The sequence below is a fragment of the Georgenia sp. Z1344 genome, from assembly GCF_049856295.1.
In the GTDB taxonomy this organism is placed as follows: Bacteria; Actinomycetota; Actinomycetes; order Actinomycetales; family Actinomycetaceae; genus JB111.
Genome location: NZ_JBNDMZ010000002.1, coordinates 158,904 through 182,893, shown reverse-complemented (window position 1 = coordinate 182,893; position 23,990 = coordinate 158,904). Strand labels below are relative to the sequence as shown.

Annotated in this window: 20 protein-coding genes; 15 read left to right on the top strand and 5 right to left on the bottom strand. The window is 74.0% G+C overall.

Annotated features, from left to right (window positions below; genetic code table 11):
• Positions 1-10: 10 nt before the first annotated feature.
• Positions 11-565, bottom strand: coding sequence for a DUF5998 family protein (locus ACPYO6_RS02710; protein WP_425713354.1), 555 nt, complete (start codon positions 563-565; stop codon positions 11-13).
• A 55-nt stretch (positions 566-620) separates the two neighbouring features.
• On the bottom strand, positions 621-3,428 hold the full coding sequence (locus ACPYO6_RS02705) for a GNAT family N-acetyltransferase (protein WP_425713353.1): 2,808 nt from the start codon (positions 3,426-3,428) through the stop codon (positions 621-623).
• A gap of 113 nt (positions 3,429-3,541) precedes the next feature.
• On the opposite strand from ACPYO6_RS02705, the gene ACPYO6_RS02700 reads away from it, so the two are divergent.
• From ACPYO6_RS02700 to ACPYO6_RS02655, 10 genes are all read left to right on the top strand, one after another.
• Positions 3,542-6,016, top strand: coding sequence for a DNA gyrase/topoisomerase IV subunit A (locus ACPYO6_RS02700; RefSeq protein ID WP_425713352.1), 2,475 nt, complete (start codon positions 3,542-3,544; stop codon positions 6,014-6,016).
• 297 nt (positions 6,017-6,313) lie between these two features.
• Positions 6,314-7,534, top strand: coding sequence for an amino acid ABC transporter substrate-binding protein (locus ACPYO6_RS02695; RefSeq protein WP_425713351.1), 1,221 nt, complete (start codon positions 6,314-6,316; stop codon positions 7,532-7,534).
• A gap of 4 nt (positions 7,535-7,538) precedes the next feature.
• Positions 7,539-8,426, top strand: coding sequence for a branched-chain amino acid ABC transporter permease (locus ACPYO6_RS02690; protein ID WP_425713350.1), 888 nt, complete (start codon positions 7,539-7,541; stop codon positions 8,424-8,426).
• Complete coding sequence (locus tag ACPYO6_RS02685) at positions 8,410-9,657, top strand: branched-chain amino acid ABC transporter permease (protein ID WP_425713349.1); 1,248 nt, start codon at positions 8,410-8,412, stop codon at positions 9,655-9,657. Before ACPYO6_RS02690 ends, ACPYO6_RS02685 begins: the two co-directional genes overlap by 17 nt.
• Positions 9,644-10,414 (top strand): ABC transporter ATP-binding protein, encoded by a 771-nt coding sequence (locus ACPYO6_RS02680; protein ID WP_425713348.1) that lies wholly within the window; start codon positions 9,644-9,646, stop codon positions 10,412-10,414. Before ACPYO6_RS02685 ends, ACPYO6_RS02680 begins: the two co-directional genes overlap by 14 nt.
• Entirely contained in the window at positions 10,404-11,144 is a 741-nt protein-coding gene (locus tag ACPYO6_RS02675) for an ABC transporter ATP-binding protein (RefSeq protein ID WP_425713347.1), read from the top strand. The genes ACPYO6_RS02680 and ACPYO6_RS02675 overlap by 11 nt, the downstream gene beginning before the upstream one ends.
• Positions 11,145-11,365: 221 nt before the next feature.
• Positions 11,366-12,433 carry a LacI family DNA-binding transcriptional regulator gene (locus tag ACPYO6_RS02670; protein ID WP_425713346.1) on the top strand — a complete coding sequence of 356 codons (1,068 nt, stop codon included), beginning with the start codon at positions 11,366-11,368 and terminating at the stop codon, positions 12,431-12,433.
• A 214-nt stretch (positions 12,434-12,647) separates the two neighbouring features.
• Complete coding sequence (locus ACPYO6_RS02665; RefSeq protein WP_425713345.1) at positions 12,648-13,865, top strand: Gfo/Idh/MocA family protein; 1,218 nt, start codon at positions 12,648-12,650, stop codon at positions 13,863-13,865.
• Positions 13,862-15,079, top strand: a complete 1,218-nt coding sequence (locus ACPYO6_RS02660; RefSeq protein ID WP_425713344.1) for a dihydrodipicolinate synthase family protein — start codon at positions 13,862-13,864, stop codon at positions 15,077-15,079. Before ACPYO6_RS02665 ends, ACPYO6_RS02660 begins: the two co-directional genes overlap by 4 nt.
• Positions 15,076-15,960, top strand: a complete 885-nt coding sequence (locus ACPYO6_RS02655; RefSeq protein ID WP_425713343.1) for a sugar phosphate isomerase/epimerase family protein — start codon at positions 15,076-15,078, stop codon at positions 15,958-15,960. The genes ACPYO6_RS02660 and ACPYO6_RS02655 overlap by 4 nt, the downstream gene beginning before the upstream one ends.
• Positions 15,961-16,033: 73 nt before the next feature.
• On the opposite strand, the gene ACPYO6_RS02650 is transcribed toward ACPYO6_RS02655, so the two are convergent.
• Genes ACPYO6_RS02650 through ACPYO6_RS02640 form a run of 3 tightly spaced genes read right to left on the bottom strand, consistent with a single transcriptional unit; the run spans position 16,034 to position 19,882 of the window.
• Positions 16,034-17,167 carry a GNAT family N-acetyltransferase gene (locus ACPYO6_RS02650; protein ID WP_425713342.1) on the bottom strand — a complete coding sequence of 378 codons (1,134 nt, stop codon included), beginning with the start codon at positions 17,165-17,167 and terminating at the stop codon, positions 16,034-16,036.
• On the bottom strand, positions 17,164-17,715 hold the full coding sequence (locus ACPYO6_RS02645; RefSeq protein WP_425713341.1) for a hypothetical protein: 552 nt from the start codon (positions 17,713-17,715) through the stop codon (positions 17,164-17,166). Before ACPYO6_RS02645 ends, ACPYO6_RS02650 begins: the two co-directional genes overlap by 4 nt.
• Before the next feature lie 49 nt (positions 17,716-17,764).
• A complete protein-coding gene (locus ACPYO6_RS02640) occupies positions 17,765-19,882 on the bottom strand; it encodes a DNA gyrase/topoisomerase IV subunit B (protein ID WP_425713340.1) in 2,118 nt (705 codons plus the stop codon).
• A 184-nt stretch (positions 19,883-20,066) separates the two neighbouring features.
• Here ACPYO6_RS02640 and ACPYO6_RS02635 point away from each other — a divergent pair, with 184 nt between their 5' ends.
• The 5 genes from ACPYO6_RS02635 (at position 20,067) to ACPYO6_RS02615 (ending at position 23,931) form a co-directional block, all read left to right on the top strand.
• On the top strand, positions 20,067-20,270 hold the full coding sequence (locus ACPYO6_RS02635; RefSeq protein ID WP_425713339.1) for a DUF7455 domain-containing protein: 204 nt from the start codon (positions 20,067-20,069) through the stop codon (positions 20,268-20,270).
• A gap of 94 nt (positions 20,271-20,364) precedes the next feature.
• On the top strand, positions 20,365-21,216 hold the full coding sequence (locus tag ACPYO6_RS02630; RefSeq protein WP_425713338.1) for a DUF1206 domain-containing protein: 852 nt from the start codon (positions 20,365-20,367) through the stop codon (positions 21,214-21,216).
• Between the two features lie 101 nt (positions 21,217-21,317).
• On the top strand, positions 21,318-22,715 hold the full coding sequence (locus ACPYO6_RS02625) for a DUF3152 domain-containing protein (protein ID WP_425713337.1): 1,398 nt from the start codon (positions 21,318-21,320) through the stop codon (positions 22,713-22,715).
• Positions 22,716-22,768: 53 nt separating this feature from the next.
• The gene (locus tag ACPYO6_RS02620; RefSeq protein WP_425713336.1) at positions 22,769-23,353 is read left to right on the top strand and encodes a hypothetical protein; all 585 of its coding nucleotides are present in this window, start codon (positions 22,769-22,771) and stop codon (positions 23,351-23,353) included.
• 80 nt (positions 23,354-23,433) lie between these two features.
• Positions 23,434-23,931: a DUF2510 domain-containing protein gene (locus ACPYO6_RS02615; RefSeq protein WP_425713335.1), complete on the top strand. Its 498-nt coding sequence runs from the start codon at positions 23,434-23,436 to the stop codon at positions 23,929-23,931.
• Positions 23,932-23,990: the final 59 nt, after the last annotated feature.

Sequence of the window (23,990 nt, the reverse complement as noted above, 5' to 3'; positions counted from 1 at the left end):
TCCTCGCGCCTCAGGTGGTGGAGGCGGTCGCGCGCGAGAGGTCGCGGGCGAACCCGAGGGCGCGGTCGAGGGCGTCCTGTCCGTCGGCCTGGGCCGCCACGCGGATGACGACGTCCTCCGGGGAGAGCGTCCCGGTCATCCCGTGGTCGGCCTCGCAGTCCGGGTCGCCGCAGGTCTGCCGCTCGAGGTCGACCCGGTGGATCGCGCCCCAGCCCACCGAGAGCGTGAGCTCGGAGGTGCTGCCGGTCCCCGCCGGGTCCAGGACGCCGTGCGTGAGCGCCACGGTGCGGATCTCGTGCAGGGCGACGGTCTCCGAGGTGGCCAGCGCGCCCGGGCCCGCCTCCTCGTCGGCGACGTCGTCGACGTGCACGACGACGAACCGGCTCGGGGTCAGCGCGAGGACGGTGAGGTGGCGCCGCAGCTCGTGGTCGAAGGTGGTCTCCGGGTGCACGAGGTGGGCGGTCACGGCCTCGCCCGCCAGCGCGACGTCGAGCACGTCCGCGACGAGCTGGGGGTAGAAGCCCGCGTCGTCGAGGTCTTGGCGCAGAGAGCTGGTCCGAGGCACCGTGCCATCCTGCCACTCCCGTCCACCTGCCCGGAGCGCGGGGGCGAGTCCGCCGTCACGGAGCGCCCGCGGCGCCCTCCGCGCCGGGCCGCGGCAGGGTGCGGCGCCCGGCGTCGAGCCGGCTCGGCGCCCGCAGCGTGACGCGGGCGCCCGCCACCGCGAGGCCCTCGCGCGCGACGATGACGGGGTTGAGCTCGAGCGCGGCGATCTGCGGCAGGTCGTCGACGAGCGCGGCCACGCGGGCCAGCAGGTCGGCCAGCGCCGCGGTGTCGACCGGGGTGAGTCCCCGGTCGCCGGTCAGGCGCGCGGCGGCCCGCAGGTCGGTGATCATCGTCGCGACGTCACGGGCGGTCACGGGCGCGACCCGGTAGGTGCGGTCGCCGAGGATCTCCGAGGCGTCGCCGCCGACCCCGAGGGAGACGACCGGCCCGTAGACCGGGTCCTCCCCGCCGTGGACGACCACGGCGACGCCGGGCTCGGCCATCGCCTGCACCTCGAGGGCGCACTGGCGCCCGAGCACCTCGCGGGAGCGCTCCCGGACCTGGTGGACGGCCGCCGCCACGTCGTCGTCGTCCCTCAGGTCGAGCCGGACGCCCCCGAGGTCCGCGCGATGGCGCAGCACGTCGTCGGCCGCCTTGAGCGCGACGGGGTGGCCGACCTGCCGGGCGAGCGCGACCGCCGCCTCGGCGACGTCGTCGTCGGAGCTCTCGACGGGGACGTCGACGGCCCGTGGGAGGAGGACCTCGATCCCGTAGGTGCCCAGGAGGTCCGCCGCGCGCGCCGGGTCGAGGTCGACGCTGTCCCCGCTCGTCGCCGTGGGCGCCACGTCGGCGAGGGTGGCGCGTGCCGCGAGCGGGTCGGTGCCGTCGGGCTCGAGCAGCGCGCCGACGTCGTCGTCCCGGCGCGCGGCGGCCGCGGCACGCAGGGCGACGGACCGCGCCGCGACGTCGAGCGAGCCCACCGCGGGCAGCACGTGCTCGCCCCGGCGCAGCCGGTCGTCGAGGCCGTGCACGCCCGACACCCACGCGACCCAGGGCCGGTCCGCGTCGGCGGCGGCGGCCGCGGCGACCGCCTCGACCAGCTCGGCGTCGACGCCGCCCAGCACGTCCGCGGCGGCGACCACCACGGCGTCCACGTCCTCGTCGAGCACGACGCCCTGGAGCCGTTCGCGGGCGTCGACCGGGCCCGAGTCGAGCACGACGACGGGACCGACCGGGGTCAGACCGCTCGCGCGGGCGGTCGCCGAGAGGGTCGCGGCGAGGGAGTGGGAGGTCGCGACGAGCGCGACCCGCACCCCGTCCGGGGTCGGCTGCGTGAGCGCGACGGCCGCCAGGTCGAGCGCCTCCGCGACCGACCGCGCCGGCAGGGCGCCGGCCTGGGCGAGCACCGAGTCGATGACGCTGGGCGGCAGGGGCGAGGTGGCGACGGCGTGGCCCGGCAGAGTGGCGACCGCGGTCGTCGCCGAGGTGAGGACCACGAGCGCGCGGTCGACGGAGAGCCGCCGGGCCACCCGCGTGAACTTCCGCGCGTTGCCGAGCGTCTGCAGGTGGACGATGCCGACCCCGATGCGGTCGTCCGCGGACCAGCCCTGCATCGTGTCGTTGCCCGAGACGTCGATCCGGTTCCCGGCGGCGACGACCGCGACCTCCGGCAGCCGCCGGTTCGCGGCGCCCCGGCGCAGCGCGAGGGCGGCCTCCCGGGTCTGGGCGAACACGCCCACCCCGCGGCCACCGACCTCGCGCGCCGGCGCGCCGCCGTCGACCCCGAGCGCAGGGTCGGCGAGCGTGAGGTCGTAGGAACCGGCCGGACCGCGCCCGAGCACGCCGTACGAGGCGGGACCGAGGACGCGCAGCCCGGCGAGCCGGGTGGCGCGGAGCAGGTCGAGCTGCAGCTCGCGGCCCGGCCCGATCGCGAAACCACCGGTGAGGACGACGAGCGAGCGGACGCCGAGGGAGCGCAGCCGGGGGACGACGCCGACGACCCGTGCCGGCTCCCCGGCGACGACCGCGAGGTCGAGGTCGGCGCCCTCGACCAGGTCGGGGACCGCCTCCTCCATCGCGGTGACGTCGGCGACGTGCGGGACGCCCGCGGGATCGAGGTCGCCGACCGCCACGAGCGGGATCGTGCCGCCCTCCCCCGCGGCGGCGCGGGCCCGGGCGAGCACGCGGGACGCCATCGCCCGCCCCGACTCGTCGAGCGCCACGACGACCGCGCCGCGGGCCGCGGTGAGCGTGTGCATCGAGAGCGACTCGGCGCGCCGCTCCCGCTCGGCGAGCACCTCCCAGGACCGGCCCGTGCTCCGCAGCGGGATCTCGATGGCGACGACCCCGTCGTCGTACCGGGACCGGACCTCGTACCCGGCGTCGGAGAAGACCCGGATCATCTGCGTGTTGTCCGGGAGGACGTCGGCGACGAACGTGTGGACGCCGCGCTCCCGGGCCGCCGCCACCACGTGCTCGAGGAGGATCGACCCGAGCCCGCGGCCCTGCTCGGAGTCCGCGACCGCGAACGCGACCTCGGCCGTCCCGTCCTCGACGACGTCGTACCGACCCACCCCGCGGATCGACGGCCCCTCGGTCAGCACGAGGGCGACCCGGCGGTCGTGGTCGACGTTCGTGAACCGGTGGACGTCCGACGGCGAGAGCCGCGGCATCGGGGCGAAGAACCGCAGGTACTGGGACCGCTCGGACTGGGCGGCGTGGAAGTCGGCGAGGGCCTCGGCGTCGTCGGGCGAGATCGGACGGATGTGCATGGTCGCCCCGTCGCGCAGGACCACGTCCGCCTCCCACTGCGCGGGCGCCGCGTCCGGAGCGAGCTCGTCCCGCGAGGTCGCGTCGTCCTCGGCGGCCGCAGGCGTTCCCATGGACCCAATCTAGTCCGGGACGTGACGCGGCCCACGCCCGGGCCCGCGGCGGCGCGGGAGTGGCGGCGTGCCGCGCCCGGCCGTCGGCCTCGGGCGGTGCGACGATCGTCGGCATGCCGAAAGCACCGCCGCCCGTCGTCGAGGAGAACATCGTCGACATCGACGTCGCCGCCGAGATGGAGGGCTCGTTCCTCGAGTACGCCTACTCGGTGATCTACGCGCGAGCCCTGCCGGACGCGCGCGACGGTCTCAAGCCCGTGCAGCGGCGGATCCTGTTCCAGATGAACGAGATGGGCCTGCGCCCCGACAGGGCCCACGTCAAGTCCTCCCGCGTCGTCGGCGACGTGATGGGCAAGCTCCACCCGCACGGCGACACCGCCATCTACGACGCGATGGTCCGGCTCGCCCAGGACTTCGCCATGCGGCTGCCCGTGGTCGACGGGCACGGGAACTTCGGCTCGCTCGACGACGGTCCCGCGGCGCCCCGATACACCGAGGTCCGCCAGGCGAAGGCCGCGCTCGCGATGGTCGCCGACCTCGGCGAGGACGTCGTCGACATGGTCCCGAACTACGACGGGTCCACGACGCAGCCCGAGGTGCTGCCCTCCGCGCTCCCCAACCTGCTCGTCAACGGGGCCTCGGGCATCGCCGTCGGCATGGCCACGAACATGGCGCCGCACAACCTCGTCGAGGTCGTCGCCGCCGCCCGTCACCTCGTCGCCCACCCGGACGCGAGCCTCGAGGCGCTCCAGCGGTTCGTCCCCGGGCCCGACCTGCCCGGCGGCGGGCGGATCGTCGGGCTCGAGGGCGTGCGCGAGGCCCAGGCCGGGGGGCGCGGCGCGTTCCGCACCCGGGCCACCGTGCGGGTCGAGCAGGTCACGGCCCGCAAGAAGGGCATCGTCGTCACCGAGCTGCCCTACATGGTCGGCACCGAACGGGTGATCGGGAAGATCAAGGAGGGCGTCGACGCCCGCCGGATCGAGGGCATCTCCAACGTCGTCGACCTCACCGACCGGCACCAGGGCCTGCGGCTCGTCATCGAGCTGAAGACCGGCTACAACCCGGACGCCGTGCTCGAGCAGCTCTACCGCTACACCCCGCTCGAGGAGTCGTTCAGCATCAACAACGTCGCCCTCGTCGACGGGCAGCCCCGCACGCTCGGGCTCAAGGAGATGCTCGAGGTCTACGTCGACCACCGGCTCACCGTCACCCGGCGCCGCTCCGAGCACCGCCTGCGCAAGGCGCGCGAGCGCGCGCACCTGCTGGAGGGCCTGCTCACCGCGGTCCTCAACATCGACGAGGTCGTCCAGCTCATCCGGTCCGCCGAGAGCGCCGAGGCCGCCCGCACCCAGCTGATGACGGTCTTCGACCTCAGCGCCGAGCAGGCCACCTACATCCTCGACCTCCAGCTGCGCCGACTCACCCGCTACTCCGTCCTCGAGATCGAGGGCGAGCACGAGGAGCTGCTGCGCCGCGCCGCCGAGCTCGAGGAGATCCTCGGGTCCGACCAGGCGCTCCGTTCCCTCGTCTCGTCCGAGCTCGCGGAGGTGGCCCAGGCCCACGGCACCCCGAGGCGGACCGTGCTGCTCGAGTCCGCGGGCGGGGCCCCGAGGTCCGGCGCCGAGGCGGAGGCGGCGCCTGCGCGCGGACGCAAGGGCGCACCGGCCGCGCCGCTCGTCGAGCCCGACGACCCGTGCTGGGTCCTGCTCGGCGGCACCGGCCGGATCGCCCGCACGCCCGGCGAGGAGGCACCGCCGCGGACCGGCGGCCGCGTGGCCCACGACGCCGTCACCCACGCCGTCGCGACGACCGCCCGCGCCGACGTCGGCCTCGTCACCTCGGCCGGCCGGGTCGTCCGCCTCGAGGCGCTCCACGCCCCGGCGCTGCCCGGCACCTCGACGGCCCCCGGGCTCTCCGGCGGCACCGCCGTCGAGGAGCTCGTGGCGCTCGAGCGGGAGGAGTCCGTCGTCGGGCTCGTCGCCCTCGGGGACGACGCGGCGCCGGTCGCGCTCGCGACCGCGAACGGCGTGGTCAAGCGGGTCTCCCCCGCCGACCGTCCCGGCAACCGCGAGTCGTGGGACGTCATCACCCTCGCCGACGGCGACACCCTCGTCTCCGCCCGGCACGCCGGCGACGACGACCAGCTCGTGCTCGTCTCGTCCGACGCCCAGCTGCTCCGCTTCGACGCCTCGCTCGTCCGGCCCACCGGCCGCGCAGGCAAGGGCGTGGCCGGGATCAAGCTCACCGGCGGCGCCCGGCTCGTCCACATGGGCGTCGCGCCCACCGAGGACCTCGGCTCGTACGGTGTCGTGACGATCGCCGGGCCCGCGAACGCGCTGCCCGGCACCACGCCCGGCAGCGCCAAGGTCACCCCGCTCGACCGCTACCCCGCCAAGGGGCGCGCCACCGGGGGTGTGCGCGCGCAGCGGTTCCTCCGCGGCGAGGACGAGCTCCAGCTCGCCTGGGTCGGCCCGACCCCGGTCCGCGCGGTGGGCGCCGGCGGCCAGGCCGTCGAGCTGCCCGAGGTCGACGAGCGGCGCGACGGCTCCGGCAAGGCGCTGCCCGTCCCGGTCGCGGCGATCGGCTGACGCCGACGGGGCAGAGCTCCCGCACCGCACCGACGTCTCGCCGCTCCTGGCCCGCGTCCCCGTTCCCGATCAGGGAGCGGGGCCGCCTCGCGTCGTCCGCACCCGTGCTCCGTGCGCTCGTTCGGCCGGCAGGACCGCGCTCACTCGTGAAGCAGAAGTCCGCTCACTCGTCGTCCCGAAGGGTCGCCGGCCGGCCCGAGGACACCGTCGACACGCCGGGGGTTGTGTCCCGAACCCCACGGCCCTACTCTGCGGAAAGCGCTTTCGCGCATGCTCGTTCCGAACAAGGAGGCTCGGATGTCGACGAAGATCGTCAGGCTCACCACGATCGCGGCAGGCGCCGCTCTCGTCCTCGCCGCGTGCGGCGGCTCGGACGACTCGGGCGGCGGTGAGGACACCGACGACCCCATCGTCATCGGCGTCTCGCTGCCGCTGACGGGCGACTTCGCCGAGCCCGGGCTCGGCGTGCAGCGGGGCTACGAGGCATGGGCCGAGATCATCAACGACAACGGCGGACTGCTCGGCCGGCAGGTCGAGCTGCAGATCCTCGACGACGCCTCGGACGCCGCCCGCGTGGTCGCCGACTACGAGTCGCTCATCGCCCAGGAGGAGGTGGACCTCGTCTTCGGCCCGTTCTCCACCCGCCTCGTCGTGCCCGCCTCCCGCGTGGCGTCGGAGTACGGGATGCTCTTCGTCGAGCCGGCGGCCGCGGCCGCCGAGGTCTTCGAGCAGGGCTTCGAGAACATCTTCTACGCGGCCCCCGCGATCGCTCCCGACCACTACAACCACCTCCTCGAGGCCATCGAGGCCATGCCGGAGGAGGAGCGCCCGCAGACCGTCGCCGTCGCCGCCATGGACGACCCGTTCGCGCAGGGGACCGCCTACGGCCTGCGGGACGGGCTCGAGGAGATGGGGCTGGAGATCGTCGTCGACGAGGTCTACCCGCCCAACGCGACCGACTTCTCCGGCATCGCCGCCCAGATCGCGTCCGCCGACCCCGACGTCGTCATCGGCGGCACGCAGTACCAGGACGCGGTCAACCTCATCCTCGCGCTGCAGCAGCTCGACTACCAGCCGCGCCTGGCCGCCTTCTCCACCGCGCCCACGAACCCCGAGTTCGTCGAGGCCATCGGCGGCAACGTCGAGGGCATCATCGCCCCGACCGGCTACACGCCCGAGTCCGAGTACCCCTCCAACGCGGAGTTCGTCGAGGCCTACACCGAGATCCACGGCCACGCGCCCGGCGAGGACGAGGCCAACGCGTACACGACCGGCCAGGTCGTCGCCGCCGCCGTCGAGGCCGTGGGCTGCGCCGAGCAGGGCGACTGCCAGCAGGAGCTCATCGACTGGCTGCACGAGAACTCGGTCGACACGATCGTCGGCACCCTGTCCTGGGACGAGGCCGGCCGGCCCGACGGCGCGCACCTGATCCAGCAGTACGTCGACGGCGAGATCGCCATCGTCCTGCCCGAGGAGACCGCCACGACCGAGCTCGTCTACCCGAAGCCGGAGTGGTGACCGGATGGTCTCCGGACCCCTGCTCTTCCAGACCCTCATCCTGGGGATCCTGCTCGGTGGCCTCTACGCGCTCCTCGCGGCCGGCCTCACGATGTACTTCGGCATCATGCGCGTGGTCATGCTCGCGCACGCCGCGTTCATCGTGCTCTCGGCCTACATCGCCTGGCGCTGGCACGGGGTCACCGGCTGGGACCCGCTCCTGTCGCTGATCGTCACGGTCCCGCTGTTCTTCGTCATCGGGTTCGTCATCCAGCGCTACCTGCTCAGCCGGCTCAAGCCGGCGACGATGACGATGATGTCGGTGCTCCTCACCTTCGCGATCGCCCTGGCGATCGAGGGCGGGCTCGGCATGGCGTACTCGGGCACGCAGCGGAGGATCAACCTCAGCTACGGCTCGGACAGCGTCGAGCTGCTCGGCGCGCAGATCCCGGTCGTCCAGATCATCTCGTTCGCGCTCGCCGTCGTCGCCCTCGTGGCGCTGTGGCTCGTCCTCCAGCGGACCCGGCTGGGGCGTGCGCTGCGCGCCACGATCCAGCACCCGCAGGCGGCCCAGCTCGTCGGCATCGACACGAACAAGATCGCCGGGTTCGGTTTCGGGCTCGGGCTGGCCACGGCTGCCGTCGGAGGTGCCGCGCTGTCCCTCCAGGCGACGATCTACCCGTCGTTGCACTGGCACTGGGTCGGGCCGCTCATGGCGATCATCGTCGTCGGCGGTCTCGGCTCGGTGCCCGGGGCGGCGATCGCCGCCCTCGTCCTCGGCGTCATGCGTCTGCTCCTCGAGCTGCCCGTCGGCTCGACCTGGGCGCAGACGATCTTCTACCTCGCCCTGTTCCTCACGCTGATGTTCCGACCGCAGGGACTGTTCGGAGGCCGCCTTGCGCAAAGATTCTGACACCGTCACCGCACCCGCCCGCGTCACGCGCGCCCCGCACGCCAGCGAGCGCTCCTCCGGACAACGACGCGTCCGCAGCATCGGCGCGATCGTCGTCGTCGTGGCCCTGCTCGCCCTGTGGCCCCTGCTGGCCCCGAACGCCTACATGCTCTCGGCCGGCGTCATCGTGCTCAACTACGCGGTGCTTGCCACCGGGTGGAACATCATGGGCGGGTTCACGGGCTACATCTCGCTCGGGCACATCGCCTTCTTCGGGCTCGGCGCCTACGGGACCGGTCTGATCGTCCGCGACACCGGCATGAACAGCTTCGTCGCGCTCGGCATCGCCGCCCTCATCGTGCTCGTCGTCGCGATCCCGGTCGGGTACGCGGCGCTGCGGGTGCGCGGGGCGTCGTTCGTCATCGTGACGATCGCGCTCGTCCTCGTGCTCCAGCTCGTCTTCCAGTCCTGGCGCTCGTTCACGGGCGGCTCCGAGGGGCTCGTGGTCCCGCGGCCCTTCGACATGCTGCGTCCGGAGATGCACCAGACCTTCTACTTCCTCTTCCTGGGGCTGCTGGCCGTGGCCCTGCTCGTCTGGGCGATGATCGACCTGTCCCAGTTCGGGTCGGGGCTCAAGGGGGTCCGGGAGGACGAGGACAAGGCCGAGTCGCTCGGCATCCCCACCGCGGGGCTCAAGCTCGTGGCGTTCGCGATCTCCGCGGTCGTCGTCGGCCTCGCCGGGGGCCTGTACGGCCTGTGGTTCGGCGACCTCGACCCGATCTTCCAGTTCGACGTGGTCCTCAGCTCGCAGGTGGTCCTCATGGCCCTCCTCGGCGGCTCGCGCTTCCTGTTCGGGCCGCTGCTCGGCGCGATCATCGTCGGCTCCGCGCTCGAGTACTTCGTCCTCGAGTTCGGGCAGAGCCAGTTCCACCTCGTCGCCACCGGCATCCTGCTCGCCGTCGTCGTGCTCTTCCTGCCCGACGGCGTCCTCACCGGCGCGCAGAGCCTGTGGCGGCGGTTCCGGCACCAGGGCGAGACCTCGATCCGCGAGATGAGCGCCGAGGAGCTGCGCGCGACCCAGACGGCCTCGGCCGGGCCCTCCGGCTCGTCCCGCTCGGCACCTGCGGCCGGTTCGGCAGCTCCGGCTGTCGGTCCCGACACCGTCACTGCTGACGGCCGCGTGGTGGCCGACGACGAACGAACGGACGCCGACCCGGCGGACGACGAGGGAGGGAACCATGACCGTGGCTGAGCCTCAGGCACGCACCGCCGAGGGAACGGCGGTCCTTCGCACCGAGAGCCTGTCGAAGTCGTTCGGCGGCGTCCACGCAGTGGCCGACGCGTCCGTGACGTTCCTCGACGGGAAGATCAACGGCCTCATCGGGCCCAACGGGTCCGGGAAGACGACCTTCTTCAACTGCGTGACGGGCATGATCAAGCCGGACTCCGGCCGGGTGCTCCTGCACGAGAAGGAGATCACCCGGTGGGCCCCCCACCGCATCGCCCGGGCGGGGCTCGGCCGCAGCTTCCAGCTGTGCCGGGTCTTCCCCCGGATGACCGTGCTGGAGAACATGCTCGTCGCCGTCCAACCGCGCACGCTCGGCCAGTACCTCGGCGGCAGCACCTCGCCCGCCGTGGTCGAGCGGGCGCGCGCGATGCTCGCCCGCGTGGGTATCGACCACCTCGAGCGCTCGGAGGCGCGGGACATCTCCTACGGGCAGCAGAAGCTCCTCGAGCTGGGCTCCACCCTCATGGCCGACCCGCCGTTCGTCATGCTCGACGAGCCGGCCGGCGGCGTGAACCCCTCGCTCATCGAGCGGATCGCCACCCTCGTGCGCGAGCTGAACGACGAGGGGACGACCTTCCTCATCGTCGAGCACAACATGGACCTCATCATGAGCCTGTGCGACCACATCGTCGTGTTCGACCGGGGTGCCCCGATCGCCGACGGCCCTCCGTCGGTCGTCAAGACCGACCCTCGAGTCCTGGAGGCCTACCTTGGCGTCTGAGTCCGACATCATCCTCGACCTCGACCACATCGAGGCCGGCTACGGGAAGGCCGCGCTCGTCCTGCGCGGCCTGTCGATCCAGGTCCCGCGCGGGACGGTGGTCTGCCTGGTCGGACCGAACGGCGCGGGCAAGTCGACCGTGCTCAAGGTGGCCAGCGGCCTGCTCACGCCCCGCTCGGGCACGATCCGCCTCAACGGCGAGGACGTCACCGGCAAGGGTCCGCAGCCGCTGCTGCGCAAGGGGCTCAGCCATGTGCTCCAGGGGCACTCGGTGTTCAAGGAGATGACGGTCGAGGAGAACGTCATGCTCGGCGGGTACTCGGTCAAGGACCAGGGCTCCCTGAGCGAGCGCGCGGACTTCGTGCGCGAGATCTTCCCTGTGGTGGCCGAGAAGTGGTCGACCGTCGCCGGGGTGCTCTCGGGCGGTCAGCAGAAGCAGGTCGAGTTCGCCCGTGCGCTCATGGTGCGGCCCGACGTCGTCCTGCTCGACGAGCCGTCGATGGGCCTGGACCCCAAGCGCACGACCGTCGTGTTCGAGGAGGTCGCGCGGATGCGAGACGCGGGTGTGGCCGTGCTCCTCGTCGAGCAGAACGCACGGCGCGCGCTCGAGATGGCGGACATCGGCTGCGTCCTCGACCTGGGCACCGTGTTCGCCACGGGGCCCGCGCGCGAGCTGCTCGCCGACCCCAAGCTCAGCGACCTCTACCTCGGCGGCCGGCCGGCCGCCTGATGCGCGGGCCCCGCAGGCCGGGACGGGGCCCCGCAGGTCCGCCCGGCGAGGTGGGTTCTCCGCCTGCCGAGGTGGGTTCTCCGCCTGCCGGCGCGGGTGCTCCGCCGCCCGCCGGGACCGGCCCCACGGTGCGGTCCCGGCGGGCGTTCACGGGAGGTCTGGGTTAGCGTCGCGGCGATCCGGTCGCGGCGAGGGTCCGCGCGAGAGCACGAGGAGGGGCGATGGCCGAGCAGGGGGCTGGACGACCCGCGGCACCACGCGCGGGCGGACGGGGCCGCGTCACCCTGTCCCAGGTGGCCCAGGAGGCGGGCGTGTCCCTCGCGACCGCCTCGCGCGCCATCAACGGCAGCTCCGAACGCCGGGTCCGGGAGGACCTCCGGGAACGCGTGCTCGACGCGGCGCAGCGGCTCGACTACTCCCCCGACGCCAACGCCCAGGCCATGGCCCGCGGCCGGACCGACACCGTCGGCCTCATCGTCCAGGACATCGCCGACCCGTACTTCTCCGCGATCGCCGCCGGCGTCATCAACGCGGCCGACGAGGCAGGCTGCGTCGTCACCCTCGCGACGACGCACCGCGACCCGGTGCGCGAGCTCGAGTTCATCGCCACCCTTCAGAACCAGCGGGCGCGCGCGATCATCATCGCCGGTGGCCGCGTGGAGGACGCCGCCGTCAACGAACGCCTGCGGGACGTCCTCGCGACCTACCAGGACCGCGGTGGCCGCGTGGCCCTGGTCGGTCAGCCCCTGCCCGGCCTCAGCACCGTGGTCCCGGACAACGCGCACGGCAGCGCCGATCTCGCCCGGGCGCTGCACGGCCTGGGCTACCGCGACGTCGGCATCCTGGCCGGCCCCGACTGGCACACGACGGCGCGCGACCGGCAGGCCGCCTTCCGCGACGCGCTGGCCGAGCTCGGCGTCGAGGTCCCGGCCGACCGGGTCGTCCCCGGTGACTTCACCCGCGACGGTGGGCACGCCGCAATGACCACCCTGCTGCGCGGCGAGGGCACACCGCGCCTCGTCTTCGCCGTCAACGACGTCATGGCGGTCGGCGCGATGTCCGCCGTCCGCGAGGCGGGCCTCGACGTGCCCGGCGACGTCGCCGTGGCGGGCTTCGACGACATCACCACCCTGCGGGACGTCGCGCCCGGCCTGACGACGGTGGCCCTGCCCATGGTCGAGATGGGGCGGCTCGCCGTCCCCCTGGCGCTCGACCCCGCCGACGGTCCCCGCGAGGTGCCCGTCGGCGCGTCCGTCGTCCTGCGCGAGTCCACGCCGCGGATCGACTGAGGAGCCCGAGGGCGCGCTCACCCGCACCCTCGACACGCGGGGCACCCTCAGCCGCACTCTCGACACGCGGGGCGCGCTCACGCGCACTCTCGACACCTCACGAAGCACCCTCAGCCGCACTCTCGACACCGCGCCGGGGTGGACCTCGTTGACACCCGCGGCGCCGCCCCATAATGTGGAAAGCGCATTCCGCCCCGCACTCGATGGAGAGACCATGACCACTCGCACCCTCCGTATCGCCATGAACGGCATCACGGGACGTATGGGCTACCGCCAGCACCTCGTCCGCTCGATCCTCCCGATCCGGGACGCCGGGGGCGTCCGGCTGAGCGACGGGACGCTCGTCCAGGTCGAGCCCGTGCTCGTGGGCCGGAACGCCGACAAGGTCGCGGAGCTGGCGCGCCGGCACGGGGTCGAGCACTGGACGACGGATCTCGAGTCGGTCCTCGACGACCCGTCGATCGACGTGTACTTCGACGCGCAGGTCACCTCCCGCCGGGTCGAGGCGATCACGGCCGCCCTCGGCCGGGGCAAGCACGTCTTCACCGAGAAGCCGACGGCGGAGACCCTCGACGAGGCGGTCGAGCTCGCGCGCCGGGGCGACGAGGCGGGCGTGACCATCGGCGTGGTCCACGACAAGCTCTACCTCCCGGGCCTGGTCAAGCTCCGCCGCCTGGTCGACGAGGGCTTCTTCGGCCGGATCCTCTCGATGCGCGGCGAGTTCGGCTACTGGGTGTTCGAGGGCGACGTCCAGCCCGGTCAGCGGCCGTCGTGGAACTACCGCAGCGAGGACGGCGGGGGTATCACCACGGACATGTTCTGCCACTGGAACTATGTCCTCGAGGGCATCGTCGGCACGGTCGACACCGTGACGGCGCGGACCGTCACCCACATCCCCTCCCGCGTGGACGAGCAGGGGGCGACCTACACCGCCACCGCCGACGACGCCGCCTACGGGATCTTCGACGTCACCACCCCCGGCGGCGACCCCGTGGTGGTCCAGATCAACTCCTCGTGGGCGACCCGCGTCCACCGCGACGAGCTCGTCGAGTTCCAGGTCGACGGCACCCACGGCTCGGCAGTCGCGGGCCTGCACTCGTGCGTGGCCCAGCAGCGCGCCCACACGCCCGCCGCCGTGTGGAACCCGGACCTGCCCGTCACCGAGTCCTACCGCGACCAGTGGCTCGACGTCCCCGCGAACGCCCCGCTCGACAACGGCTTCAAGGCCCAGTGGGAGGAGTTCCTCGCCGACGTCGTGGCCGGTCGTCCGCACCGCTACGACCTGCTGTCCGCCGCGCGCGGCGTGCAGCTCGCCGAGCTCGGCCTGCGCTCCTCGGCCGAGGGCCGACGCCTCGACGTCCCGGTCGTCTCGTTCGACACGGCGCACGGGTCCGCCCCCGCGCCGGCCGCGCCCGCGGACGCGGCCCGATGACCGGCACCGGCACCGGCACCGGCACCGGGCCGAGAGTCACGCTGCCCGGCGCCGACGGCACCCTGGAGGACCACCGGCTCGCGCCGGCCCGGGGCTGGGACCGCCCGTCGGCCCCGTTCAACTCGCGGGTGGCCTACGCGGCCGCCCACGTCGTTCCCGTCGTCACCGCAGAGACCGCCCCGGGCGCGCCCGCGGTCCTCGACTGGGACTCGACGCTGGGTTTCCGGCACCACCTGTGGTCGCTCGGACTCGGGGTCGCCGAGGCCATGGACACGGCGCAGCGCGGCATGGGGCTGGACTGGCCGGCCGCGGCCGAGCTCATCCGCCGCTCGTCGGCCGAGGCCGCCTCCGTGGGCGGCACGATCGCCTGCGGCGCCGGCACGGACGAGGTGCTGCCGGCCCAGGTCGCCGGCGCGGACCCGGCCGGCGCGCTGCGCACGGTGACCGACGCCTACCGCGGCCAGCTCGACGTGGTCGGCGAGGCCGGCGCCCGGCCGATCCTCATGGCGTCCCGCGCGCTCGCCGCCGCCGCCCGCGACGCCGACGACTACCGCTCGGTCTACTCCGACCTCCTGTCCCGCTCGACGGCGCCGGTCATCCTCCACTGGCTCGGCGAGGCGTTCGACCCGCAGCTCGCCGGCTACTGGGGGCACGACGACCCCTACGCGGCCGCCGAGGTCCTCCTCGACCTCGTGCGCGAGCACCGGGGCGCGGTCGACGGCATGAAGATCTCGCTGCTCGACGCGGACCTGGAGATCTGGGTCCGGGAGCGCCTGCCCGAGGGCGTGCGGATGTACACGGGCGACGACTACAACTACCCCGACCTCGTGGTCGGCGACGAGCGCGGGCACTCCGACGCCCTCCTCGGGATCTTCGCCGCCATCGCGCCGGCGGCGTCCCACGCCCTGAGCGCCCTCGACGCCGGGGACACCGCGGGTGCGCACGCCACGCTGGCCTCGACGCAGGCGCTCGGACGACACGTGTTCGCCGCCCCGACCTTCTACTACAAGACGGGCGTGGCCTTCCTCGCGTGGCTCAACGGCCACCAGCCCGGCTTCCAGATGGTCGGCGGCCTCCAGTCGGGCCGGTCGGTCCCGCACCTGGTCGAGCTCGTCCGCCTGGCCGACGCCGCCGGGCTGCTCACCGACCCCGACCTCGCCGCCACACGGATGACCCGCTTCCTCGACGTCGCCGGGATCGGGGCCGGACGATGAGCGCCCCGGACCTGTCCCGGCTCTCCCTCAACACCGCCACGACGAAGCGCTGGACCCTCGAGGAGGCCGTCGAGGGCGCGGTGGCCGCGGGGATCCCCGCCCTCGGGCTGTGGCGCGACCGGGTCGCCGAGGCCGGGCTCGAGCGCGCGGCCCGGATCGTGCGCGAGGCGGGCCTGCGCGTCTCCTCGCTGTGCCGCGGTGGGTTCCTCACCGCGGCCGACGACGACGGGAGGCGCGCCGCCCTGGCCGACAACCGCGCCGCGATCGACGAGGCGGCCGCCCTCGGCACCCGCGAGCTCGTCCTCGTCGTCGGCGGGCTGCCCGCGGCCACCGGCCCCAACGGCCCGCCGTCGGCCGGCGGGGACCGCGACCTCGTGGCCGCCCGCGCGCGGGTGGCCGACCGGATCGCCGAGCTCTCGGAGCACGCGGCCGCGAGCGACGTACGCCTCGTGCTCGAGCCCTTGCACCCGATCTTCGCGGCCGACCGCGCGGTGCTCTCCACCCTGCGCCAGTGCCTCGACCTCGCGGCCCCCTTCGCACCCGAGACCGTCGGCGTCGTCGTCGACACCTACCACGTGTGGTGGGACCCGGACCTGCGCGAGCAGGTCGCCCGCGCCGGCGCCGAGGGACGCCTCGCGTCCTACCAGGTGTGCGACTGGAACCTCCCGATCGCCGCCGACCCGCTGCTCTCCCGCGGTTTCCCCGGGGACGGGTTCGTCGACTTCGCCACCATCACGGGCTGGGTCGCCGACGCCGGGTACACGGGCGACGTCGAGGTCGAGATCTTCAACCAGGAGATCTGGGACGCACCCGGCGACTCCACGCTGGCCACGGTGGCCGCGCGCTACGCCGAGCTCGTCGAGCCCCACCTGCACCGCTGAGCATCGCTCGACGGCGGTGCAGCCGCGCGCTGCGTCGTCGTCCGGCGTGCTCGTCCAGGGCGACGGATCCGCGTCAGAGCTCGAGGACGTACAGGGCGGACCGGCTGGTCGGGACGTAGTCGAGGCTCGTGTACAGCGCCATCATCGAGTGCGGCTCCGGATGGTCGACGTCGAGCGAGAAGTCGACGTCGACGTCGAGCCCCGCGTACTCCATGCCGTCGGCCGCGTACGCGCGCATGACGGCGCTCAGCAGGGCGCTGCCCACGTGCTTGCCGCGCCACTCCGAGAGCACGCCGAGGACCTCGGTGTACCCCTCGGTCCAGCCCAGCGCCTCCCAGTCCTGCTCGTACCTGCTGGACACGACGTAGCCGGCGACCTTCGCGCGGTCCGAGGACCGGTCGAGGGCGACGAAGCTCCAGCCCGGCTCGAAGGCCGTCGCCTCCGGGCCCCACAGCTCGGCGCCGCGCTCCATCGCGCCCTCCGGCTGGTCGGCGAACGCCCGGCCGTGGGCACGCCGCACCTGGTCGGCGAGCTCGGGCGTCCAGGGCTCGACCGACACGTACGGGGGCAGCGGGATCGTCGGGATGTCGAGCGACAGGCTCCGGCGCATCTGGACGTACCAGCGCCGGGGCCGGAACCCGTGCTCCTCGAGCAGCGCGCTGAGATCCGACTCGCTCTCGTCGACGTGGACGACGACGGCGCCACGCTCGGCCCCCGACTCGGCGAGCAGCGCCTGCGAGGTCGCCACCTGCCAGCCGACGAGCGCGGCGCCCGCGCCCTTGAGCCGCAGCGCGTCGTCGACCCCGCCGGAGCAGGTGAACGAGGGCATGCCGTCGACGACCTCGCCCTTGGGTCGCACCAGGCCGAACGCCCGCATCACGCCCTCGGCGTCGTCCCCGGCGACCGCCCGGTAGCCCTCGCGGGCGGCGAAGTAGCTCTCGACCTCCTCGGCAGAGGTGCGCAGCGGGGTGCCGTCGGCCGACTCGATGCGGGAGACGAGGGCGGCGAGCTCGGCTGCGCGCGGCGCGTCGAGCACCGACCACGTGAGCCCGTCGACCGCCCGCGGCAGGAGCCGGTCGGTCGACCCGGTCGAGGGGTCGGGCTCGGCGAGGACGTGCATGGCCACGGTCTCGCCGGAGGGACGCCGGGTCGAGGTGCGCAGGCCCGTCAGTGCGGCGCGCAGCCCGCGCCCGGGAGGCTGGCTCACAGCACCACCGCGAACGTCCGACCCGGCGCGCCGGGTTCGGGGGCGAAGCCGGCAGCCGCACAGAGGCGACGGCGGTCGCTCTGGTGCGGGTCGACCTCGATGACGATGCGAGCCGGCCCGGCGGGTGCGGCGTCGGCGAGGAGCTGACGCGCTCGGTCGTCCTGCCAGCCGAGCAGGGCCTTGCCTATGCCCAGCCCGCGCCTGCCCGGGTCGATCGTCGCGCGCAGGCGGACCTCCGCGCCGTCGCCCTGGAGCGTGAGGACGAGCGCCGCCGCCGCGCGCAGGATCCCGTCGGCGTCGAACCCGCCGAGGGTGTCGCCGGCGTCGGCCGCGGCCGAGAGCAGCCGGTCGACGTCGGCCCGGGTCGTGCGCGTCCCGCGGGAGTCGACGGCGTCGGAACGGTCCCACAGCGCCGCGACGTCCGCCCCGTCGTCGGCGGCGAGGGTGCGCCAGCGCAGGCCCAGGTGGGGACCCGGGACCGCGGCGGAGGCCGGCGGGTCGAACCGGCGCGCGAGCTGCGCGGCGGACCCGGCCGAGGACACGATCATGCCCGGAAGTCTACGTCGCCGTGTCGCCGGGCCCGAGGACTCCCCCGCCTCAGGCGTCGATCCGCTCACGGTCGACCGCGGCCGCACCGGCCACGATGAAGTCCTTGCGCGGCGCGACCTCGCTGCCCATGAGCAGCTCGAAGACGGACTCGGCGCGGGCCACCGCCTCCTCGTCGGCCCCCGTGATGCGTCGCAGCGTGCGGCGCGCGGGGTCCATCGTGGTCTCGGCCAGCTGGTCGGCGTCCATCTCACCGAGGCCCTTGTACCGCTGCGGGGTCGACCGCAGGTTCTTCCCGGCCTTGTCCAGCTTGGCGAGCAGGCGGGCGAGCTCGGCGTCGGAGTAGGTGTAGTGGACCTCGCCCTTGCGCCCGCCGGAGCCGGCGACCTCGACCCGGTGCAGCGGCGGGACCGCGGCGAAGACGCGACCCGCCTCGACCAGCGGCCGGCAGTACCGGAAGAAGAGGGTGAGCAGAAGGGTGCGGATGTGGGCGCCGTCGACGTCGGCGTCCGTCATGAGGACGATCTTCCCGTAGCGGGCGAGGTCGAGGTCGAACGTGCGCCCCGACCCGGCCCCGATGACCTGGAAGATCGTCGCGACCTCGACGTTGTTGAGGATGTCCGCGGCGGAGGCCTTCTGGACGTTGAGGATCTTTCCGCGGATCGGCAGCAGCGCCTGGAACTCCGAGCTCCGCGCCCGGCGCGCGGTGCCGAGCGCGGAGTCCCCCTCGACGATGAACAGCTCGGAGCGCTCGACCTCCTTGGAGCGGCAGTCGACGAGCTTGGTCGGCAGCGACGAGCTCTCGAGGGCGTTCTTCCGGCGCGAGATGTCCTTCTGCGTGCGGGCGGCGACCCGCGCACGCATCTCGCCGACGATCTTCTCCAGCAGGGCGTTCGACTGCGACCGCTGCGCGGCCCTCGTCGAGGTGAGCAGGTCCGTGAGCTCAGCCTCCACCACCTTCGCCACGACCTGCCGGACCTGCGCGGTCCCGAGGACCTCCTTGGTCTGCCCCTCGAACTGCGGCTCGGGCACGCGGACCGAGACCACGGTGGTGAGGCCGGCGAGGACGTCGTCCTTCTCGATCCGGGGGTCCTTGGCGGTGACCTTGAGCCGACGCGCGGACGCCTCGATCTGCTTGCGGGCCACCTTGAGGACGGCCTGCTCGAAGCCGGCCACGTGCGTGCCGCCCTTGGGGGTGGCGATGATGTTGACGAAGCTGCGGGCGGTCGTCTCGAACCCCGTGCCCCAGCGCAGCGCGACGTCGACCTCGCAGACCCGCTCGACCTCGACGGGCCGCAGGTGGCCCTTGCCGTCGAGCTGCTGGATCGTCTCGGTGAACGCGCCCTGACCGGTCAGGCGCCACACCTCGGTCACCGCGGTGTCCGGAGACAGGTACTCGACGAAGTCCGCCGTACCGCCGTCGTGCCGGAACTCCTCGGTCGTGTGCTCCTCGGGGTCCGACGCGCGGCGGTCGGAGACCACGATCGTCAGGCCCGGGACGAGGAAGGAGGTCTGCCGGGCGCGACCGAGCACCTCCTCGAGGCTGAACTCGGCCGTGGCCGGGAAGATCTGTGGGTCCGCCCAGTACCGCACGCGCGTCCCGGTGACGCCACGGCGCACCTTGCCGGTGACCTCCAGGCTCGACGCCTTCTCGAACGGCTGGAAGTCGGCGTCCGCCGAGGGGCCCGCGGCCGGGTCGTCGAACGTGCCGGGCTCACCGCGGCGGAACGTCATCCGGTGGGTCCTGCCCCCGCGGTCCACCTCGACGTCGAGGCGCGCCGAGAGCGCGTTGACCACCGACGCTCCGACGCCGTGCAGTCCGCCCGAGGTCGCGTACGACCCCGAGTCGAACTTCCCACCCGCGTGGAGCTTGGTGTAGACGACCTCGACACCGGACAGCCCGACGCCGGGGACCTCGTCGACCGGGATGCCTCGTCCGTCGTCGCGGACCTCGACCGAGGAGTCCGGGTGCAGGACGATCTCGATGCGGGTCGCGTGCCCGCCGAGGCCCTCGTCGACAGAGTTGTCGACGATCTCCCACAGGCAGTGCATGAGGCCCCGACCGTCGGTCGAGCCGATGTACATGCCCGGTCGCTTGCGCACGGCGGCCAGTCCCTCGAGGACCGACAGGTGCCGTGCCGAGTACTCGGCGGCGGAGGTGGGATTCACCGAAGGATCGTACGGCGGGGCCGCCCGACGGGCGCGGAGGCGTGGCCGACGGGCGCGGAGGCGCGGTCGACGGGCGCGGAGGCGCGGTCGACGGCCGGTGACCGGGGCGACACGCGGCTACGCCGGGGGCGAACTCCCCCGCCACCTCGGCACAGAACGGGGTCCGGGATGATTACATGCCGGTGTGACCACGACAGCGACCGAACCCCAGCTCACCGCCGCCGACCGCTGCGACGCCTGCGGCGCACAGGCCTACGTCCGCGTGACCCTGCGCTCCGGCTCGCTCCTGTTCTGCGCGCACCACGCCCGCCGCCACGCCGACAAGCTCGACGAGGTGGCCACGGAGATCCACGACGAGAGCGACCGTCTGCTCAGCGCGGACGCCTGACCCGGCACGCCCCGAACGGCTGCCGCCCCGCGCGGGGCGGCAGCCGTTCGTCGTCCCGGGTGCAGCGGCCCGCCACAGATGATTCGATGCCCCGGTGGACAGCGACTCGATGAAGGACCAGGTCGACCAGGTCAAGGACCAGGCCGACGAGGTGGCCCAGGACGCTCAGGACTCCGCGCGTGGAGGGTGGCTCCACCGGCTCGGCCAGGTCGGCTTCGCCGCCCAGGGCATCGTGTGGTTCGTCGTCGGCTGGATCGCCATGGGCCTCGCGATCGGATCCGGCTCCTCCGAGGACTCGACCACCTCGGGAGCGATCGAGGAGATCGGCAGCACGCCGCTCGGCGCCGCCCTGCTCGTCGTCATGGTGCTCGGCCTGCTCTGCTACGTCGTCTGGCAGCTCGTCCTCGCGGTCGTCGGGCACCCGGACGAGCACGGGTCCTCGGACCTGGCGCGGCGGATCGGTTCGGCCGCCAAGGGGGTCGTCGCCGCTGCGCTGGCGGTGACCGGCGTCGTCGTCCTCATGCGCGGCAGCTCCGGGTCGGGGAACACCGAGGAGCAGGGTGCGCAGACCCTCCTGTCCCAGCCGGGCGGGCAGATCCTGCTCGCGTGCGTCGGCGGCGCCGTCGTGGCGGTCGGGCTGTGGTGGATCTGGACCGGCGCCACGGAGCGGTTCGCCAAGAAGCTCGACCCGCGCGTCGACCGGAAGGTGCTGCTCGCCGGCCGCGTCGGGCACGCGGCACGCGGGTTCGCCTTCACCGTCCTCGGCGTCCTCGTGGCGCTCGCGGCGCTGCGATCGGACCCGGACCAGGCCGGTGGCACCGACACCGCGCTCGTCACCATCCTCGGCTGGCCCGCGGGCCCGGTGCTCGTCGGCGCGATCGCGGTGGGCCTCATGCTCTTCGGCGTGTTCCACGTGCTCGCCGCGCGGCACGTCGTCAAGGACTGAGCCGGACCGACAGGTCCTGACGGGCCCGACCGGAGGGGGCGGGCCGGACCGACCTGCCGAAACGCTGTCCGGGTGCCGCCCGAGCCCCTAGCCTGGGGGCCGTGCTCCCCACCAGGACCCCGCGCCGGCTTGGCGCTCTCGCCGCCGTGTCCGCCCTCGCCACCCTCGCAGCGCTCACGGCCCCCGCCTCGCCCACGGCGGCCACCGGGGAGGTCGGCGGATCAGGGACCGAGTTCTTCCTCGACGACGACCTCGACGGCGTCACCGACCGGCACCTCGTCTACGGCCGCGCCGACGACGACGTCCTGACCGGCGACTGGGACGGGAACGGCACCGACACGCTCGCGGTGCGCCGCGGCCAGGTGTACCACCTGCGCAACACGCTGACCTCGGGGCCGGCCGACCGGCAGATCGCCTACGGCCGGGCGGCCGACGTCGTCCACGTCGGCGACTGGGACGGGGACGGCACCGACACCCTCGCCGTGCGGCGCGGGAACCGGTACTTCCTCTCCAACACCCTCACCTCCGGCAACGCCGAGATCGAGCTCGACTACGGCCGCGCCGGGGACACCGTCCTCGTCGGCGACTGGGACGGGGACGGCACCGACACCCTCGCCGTGCGGCGCGGGAACCGGTACTTCCTCTCCAACACCCTCACCTCCGGCAACGCCGAGATCGAGCTCGACTACGGTCGCGCCGGGGACACCGTCCTCGTCGGCGACTGGGACGGGGACGGGACGGACACGCTCGCCGTGCGCCGCGGCACCGAGCTGCACGTGAGCACCACGCTGGCCGGCGGGAACGCGGACCGCACGATCTCCTTCGGCCGCACGGACGACACGGCCTTCGCCGGCGACTGGGACGGGAACGGCGCCGACACCTTCGGCCTGCGGCGCCCCGCGGCCGCCCCGACTCCCCCGCCACCGCCTCCGACGCCGCCCACCAACGGGGGGCTCGTCGGTGCACCGCCGTGGTCCGGGTCGGGCACCTTCGCGGTCGTCCCGGGCTCCGTGCCCGCCCCGAACGACTCCGCGCGGACGGTCCGCGTGCGGATCGAGACCGAGCGCGGCATCTCCGTGGTGCGCCCCGAGTTCGCCGACCTCGTCATGACCACCCTCAACGCCTCGCGCGGGTGGGGGCGCCACGGCGCGGTCTCGTTCGCCCGGACGGACGGGCCCGCCGACGTCGTCCTCCGCCTGACCTCGCCCGCCACGGTGGACCGCCTGTGCTACCCGCTCAACACGAACGGGTACACCTCGTGCCGCGTGGGGACGTCGGTGGTCATCAACGCGAACCGCTGGGCGTACGGCGCCGCGCCGTTCACGAACGCGGGTGGCTCGTTGACGAGCTACCGCGACTACGTCGTCAACCACGAGATGGGCCACTTCCTGGGCCACGGACACGTGCGCTGTCCCGCGCCGGGACGGCCGGCTCCCGTCATGCAGCAGCAGACGCTCGGCATGCAGGGGTGCGTCCCCAACGGGTGGCCCTACCCCTGATCCCCCTCGCTCGCGCGCGTCGCGGCGGGTCAGCGGTACGGCAGCATGACGCCATGGACATGCTCCGCCATGCCGGGGACGCGCTGCCGCGCGTGCTACGCACGCCCGACGAGCGCCCGCACGCCTGGGAGGGTGTGGCCTACATGGCGGGCGCCGAGCGCTTCGGTCCGCGGCCGAGGTTCGACCTCGGGTCGCCGCTGGACATGCTGCTCGGCCTGCCGACCGACTACACCGCCGATCTCGCGGACTCGGTGGTCACGGGCGTGTCCCTCATAGGTTGGCCGGACTGTCTCGCCACCGAGGTGCGCGACGCGATCGACCGCTGCGAGACGTTCCCGTACCTCCTCGTCACGTCCCACCGGGTGGTCCTCACGACGAATCCCCTCGAGAGCGCACCCGAGATCCTGTGGGACCTGCCGCGCGACGTGGTCCGCGGTGCCCGACGCCGAGGCCGGCTGCTGCAGGCCGGTCGGGTCGAGCTCGTCCTCGCCGACGGCTCCCTGCTTCGCGTCATGCTCGGGCTCGTGCTCACCGGGGCCGCACGCCGGCTCGTCGTCGCGTTCGCGACCACCGCGCGGCCCTGGGGTCCGCCGTGGCCCGGCGCGCGACCCGACCGACCCCGACCGCCAGGTACCTGACCCCTGTGCCTGACCGGCGCCGCACGCGCCGCTGTGCCACGCTGGACTACGCCCGACCGAGCGAGACGAGGAGTCCCGAGATGGAGCAGCGCGAACCAGGCTGGCACCCGGACCCGTGGCAGGAGGGCCTCGAGCGTCGATGGGACGGCACACGATGGACCGCCGACGTCCGGGAGCCCGGGACGGCCGGCCCCGACGAGTACCCGGCTGCGGGCCCCGAGCAGTACGGCGCCTCCGCCGCGCCCACCCCGGCCGGCGAGCGGCCCGCCTCCGACCCGTACGGCATGAACGGGCCGGACGCCTCCGGCGCCCCTGGCGACGGGTCAGGCGGCTACGGCGACGCGTTCGGCGCCGACGGCGCCGAGCCGCCGCCCTCGCGGATCTCCGATGCCGAGCGGGCCGTCGCGGCCCACGAGGGCCGGGAACCCGGGCCGACGATGGCGGGCCTCCCCTTCGGACGGTACGACGACGACCCGCAGTCCCGGCGGACGACCAGCTTCCTCATCAAGGGGCTGTGGGGCGTGACGATCGCCTTCGGCGTCCTGCTCGTCATCTGGGGCGTGATGACGCTCTTCTAGGCGGCGCCGGAGCTCGACCGCCCGTCGTCGGCCTCCGTGGCGCGCGGCGTCCGTGCCGG

Excerpts from the sequence above, each read along its gene's own strand:
- ACPYO6_RS02705 (WP_425713353.1), bottom strand. The coding sequence starts at position 3,428 with ATGGGAACGCCTGCGGCCGCCGAGGACGACGCGACCTCGCGGGACGAG.
- ACPYO6_RS02665 (WP_425713345.1), top strand. The coding sequence starts at position 12,648 with ATGACCACTCGCACCCTCCGTATCGCCATGAACGGCATCACGGGACGT.
- ACPYO6_RS02660 (WP_425713344.1), top strand. The coding sequence starts at position 13,862 with ATGACCGGCACCGGCACCGGCACCGGCACCGGGCCGAGAGTCACGCTG.
- ACPYO6_RS02620 (WP_425713336.1), top strand. The coding sequence starts at position 22,769 with ATGGACATGCTCCGCCATGCCGGGGACGCGCTGCCGCGCGTGCTACGC.
- ACPYO6_RS02700 (WP_425713352.1), top strand. The coding sequence starts at position 3,542 with ATGCCGAAAGCACCGCCGCCCGTCGTCGAGGAGAACATCGTCGACATC.
- ACPYO6_RS02690 (WP_425713350.1), top strand. The coding sequence starts at position 7,539 with ATGGTCTCCGGACCCCTGCTCTTCCAGACCCTCATCCTGGGGATCCTG.
- ACPYO6_RS02680 (WP_425713348.1), top strand. The coding sequence starts at position 9,644 with ATGACCGTGGCTGAGCCTCAGGCACGCACCGCCGAGGGAACGGCGGTC.
- ACPYO6_RS02655 (WP_425713343.1), top strand. The coding sequence starts at position 15,076 with ATGAGCGCCCCGGACCTGTCCCGGCTCTCCCTCAACACCGCCACGACG.
- ACPYO6_RS02645 (WP_425713341.1), bottom strand. The coding sequence starts at position 17,715 with ATGATCGTGTCCTCGGCCGGGTCCGCCGCGCAGCTCGCGCGCCGGTTC.
- ACPYO6_RS02695 (WP_425713351.1), top strand. The coding sequence starts at position 6,314 with ATGTCGACGAAGATCGTCAGGCTCACCACGATCGCGGCAGGCGCCGCT.
- ACPYO6_RS02615 (WP_425713335.1), top strand. The coding sequence starts at position 23,434 with ATGGAGCAGCGCGAACCAGGCTGGCACCCGGACCCGTGGCAGGAGGGC.
- ACPYO6_RS02670 (WP_425713346.1), top strand. The coding sequence starts at position 11,366 with ATGGCCGAGCAGGGGGCTGGACGACCCGCGGCACCACGCGCGGGCGGA.